The sequence below is a fragment of the Leptolyngbya sp. FACHB-711 genome, assembly GCF_014695615.1.
Classification (GTDB): domain Bacteria; phylum Cyanobacteriota; class Cyanobacteriia; order Elainellales; family Elainellaceae; genus Leptolyngbya_A.
Genome location: NZ_JACJOR010000345.1, coordinates 1 through 3,218, shown reverse-complemented (window position 1 = coordinate 3,218; position 3,218 = coordinate 1). Strand labels below are relative to the sequence as shown.

Below are 3,218 nucleotides of genomic sequence, written 5' to 3'. Positions count from 1 at the left end.
CCAGCACTTCGGGATCAGCATAAACCGATCGGCGTGTGGGCAGATAGCCATTTTCGAGGGCAGCCATTTTTTGAGCAGCAGCACTGGCATAAAATTGAGCCACTCGCCAGGCAGCTTCAGGATGACGCGAGCTTTTTGCAATGCCAATTCCCCAGCCGCCGAGACAGGCTCCGCTCTGGAACCCTTCTGCATGAACCATCGGCATCACCGCAAACTTTCCTCTGACTAAAGAATCATCCGCGCTCGCCAGCGGATACACATAGGGCCAGTTTCGCAAGAATGCTACCTCCCCACTCTGAAATAGCCGCCGCGTTTCTTCTTCCTGGAAGGTTGTCACTCCGGGAGGCGCAATGCCAGCCGCGATCGTGTCTTTCAAAAAGCGAAGTGCCTGGACTGCCTGAGGGCGATCAATTCCGACTTCCTGCGTTTTGGGATCGACCCAGAAGCCGCCAAACCCCGCCAGCACTTCGATAAACATAGCAGGAAGCCCTTCGTACTGTCGCCCCTGCCAGACGTAGCCCCACTTTGCCGCGCCAGACTGCTGAAGCTGTTTTGCCGCGCTGATCAGATCATTAAAGGTGGTGGGGGGCTGAATGCCTGCCTGTTCTAGCAGATCTTTGCGGTAGTAGATCATGCCGCCATCCGATCGAATGGGCAGTCGATACAGCCGCTCTTGATAGCGTCCGCCTGCCAGATCGCCCGGCATCAAGTCAGCAACATCTTCGGGAGTGAGGCGATCGGTTAAATCCAGTAGCCATCCGGCGGCAGCAAACTTGGGCAGCCAGACGATGTCCATCATCACCAAGTCATAGGGCGAATCTCCCAGCAAAAAGGATGAGGTGTAGAGGTCTTCGACCAGGTTTGAGGCGTTTGGTCCTTCAACAACATCAATTTTGATATCTGGATTTTCGGCTTCAAACGCTTTGACCAGGTGTTCTCCCTGCGCTGCATCGAGGGCAGAAGTCAACAAGCTGACGTGAACTGGTTCTTGAGTTCGGGCAGGGGGAGCTACCCAGATAATGAACAACGCAAACAAAATTGCCAGCCCAAACCAGATTACAGGTTTAGCAAGCCAGCGTGAACCTGTGCGGAAAAGGGTTTTGGGCATTGTGACTCCACCCGGATCAGCGCAAAAGGGTTTGTCTCATTAGACTGTAAACGTCTCAAGAGATATGTCTAGCTTACGCATCTGGTGGATTTAGGGAAAGAGGAGCAAGAGAAGTGACAGGAAAATTTAAGGGAACCTCTGGGAAGAAATTAAGCCAAACGGCTCGAAATTCCTCCTGTGAAGGGAGATTTAGGGAGATCTCAAGCCCTGGAAGACCAATCCGAAGTTCTTCTCAAACCTCCTTGTAATTGATTGATTGATCGTTTTTATAAAAGCTTGTAATAATCTGTCGGATGAATCATTCTGCTCAGTTATTTTGCTAAATCTTGAAGCAGTGCCCCAGCAATTTGTCGCCATTCTGCATCCAGTTCTGAGGTGCATTCTGGCTGCCTTGCGCGATCGTACCAGTAGCGGGCGTTGCTCATATCTCCTTCTCTGCGATGCAGATAGGCATGTACCCAGGCACTCTCTGGATCAGTTCCATCGCCCAAAAACTCATGGGCCTGTTGCCAGCCGTTGCGCTTGTCGTACCAGAGTGCCTGCAATGCAAGGGGTAAATTGAATGGAGGACGATCAGCTACCTGAGTAGAGTGAAAAAATTCGTCGAATGTCATGGTTTGAACTGCTTGCGCTCCCCTGCTGGCTAACGTCGCGTCTGCGAAGAGCCGACCTTATTTTCGGGCTGTAACCGAGCCTGGAAATCGCTACAGTCCAGAGCACTTTCGGTCAAGACGGTTTCTGGACGAACCGCACAGCGCAGATAGGGATTGTTGGTAAAAAACTGGCACTGATAGCAAGGAATTTTTTGGGCAACTTTGACTTTGCGGTTGCCGCCATAAACCAGCTTGGGCAGTCCCAGAAAAACGGCAGTGGCGATCGACCAGAGGAGAACAAAGCTAATCGGAATAAAGAATAAAAGGCTATCCGGGGGCTGTGTTTGTTCCTGTTGAGGAACGTTTGAGGAGACAGCCTGCTGCGAAGCAATCAGCATAGCTTCAGTCTGGTCAGGTGCGATGTCATTGCCGTTCATTGCCGTTCACGATGGTTAGGTAACTGTTGTCTAGTAAGTAACTGTGTTAAGTAACTGTTGTCAGGATCAGTTTTTCAGAATTGGCAGGCGGGGAATAGGTTTAAGGCACAGCGATCGCTTGTGAAACCTCTAATTGTTTCAGGAAGAACCTGACAAGTCCAAGCTCCTCCCGATCGTTCGATCGCCGCAGCTTTTCAGATTCTGATACGGCAAATTTTCAGATTCCGATTAAGAGACGGTTTCCTCTGCTGCCGGAAGCTGGGCTATAGGCTTCATGTCAGAGCCGTAGAGCTCAACGAACCGCTTGTAGAGCCACATCGTATCCCGTTCAGAAGTTCGATTACTAGGATTCAGCAGACGGTTGAGATTGCGCTCAGCCAGCTTTTGCAGGTAAGGCAGATCTTCAAACAGTGTGAGACAAGCTGAGAAGTGCAAAATTGCTTGCAGAATCGGACGGGGCCACTTAAGGTCGCTGTAAATGTCGATCAGAAACTTATGGCGATTTTCGTCGATTGGCACAACGTTAAATAGAACCGTGATGCGCTTGCCGTTATAGGCTGGGATGCTCAGCTCAACGGTGTAGGGAGTCAGCAGCGTCAAATCTACTTCCACAATTGGCTGCCGCCAGATGCGGAGCGCGTTCATGGGCGAATCGAGCGTGGTTTGAAACTTCACTTTGCCGCCGATCGCCGTAGGCTCTACATCGCTTACCTGAATCACTCTCAAGTTACCCAAACTAAAGTTGTGAATGCTTTCCAAGTGTTTCAGGTTCAGCAGGTGGTAAATCTGGCAAACGTAGGGGAATGGCAGAATGTATCCCTGGCTGATCACATGATTCTCGCGCATCTCGTGCATTCTTGCTTGAGTGCGATGGGCAAAGCTTTCAAACGAGTGGCTGAGCTGGGATGCAGCCTGGAGTGCCCTGGTTCCTCCATCTTCTTCTTGCTGGTTGGGCTTGAGATAAAGCCAGGTCAAAAAGAAGAATGAAGCCATGATCAGCTGCAAGACTTCACCGGGCGAGGGCGCACCATGGGCGAAAGCAGCAATCCCACGATCGGCAATGCCAAAGAGCCAGGAAGG

General features: G+C 51.1%; 3 protein-coding genes and 1 pseudogene. All 4 read right to left on the bottom strand.

The window, feature by feature from the left end; genetic code table 11:
• Nucleotides 1–1,108: ABC transporter substrate-binding protein (locus tag H6F80_RS14310; protein ID WP_190792205.1), on the bottom strand; the 1,108-nt coding region annotated here is incomplete at its 3' end.
• A gap of 311 nt (nucleotides 1,109–1,419) precedes the next feature.
• Nucleotides 1,420–1,722 (bottom strand): hypothetical protein, encoded by a 303-nt coding sequence (locus tag H6F80_RS14305; RefSeq protein WP_190792204.1) that lies wholly within the window; start codon nucleotides 1,720–1,722, stop codon nucleotides 1,420–1,422.
• Between the two features lie 29 nt (nucleotides 1,723–1,751).
• Nucleotides 1,752–2,138, bottom strand: a complete 387-nt coding sequence (locus H6F80_RS14300) for a hypothetical protein (protein WP_190792203.1) — start codon at nucleotides 2,136–2,138, stop codon at nucleotides 1,752–1,754.
• A gap of 228 nt (nucleotides 2,139–2,366) precedes the next feature.
• Nucleotides 2,367–3,218, bottom strand: a pseudogene (locus H6F80_RS14295) (hypothetical protein); the annotation flags it as partial.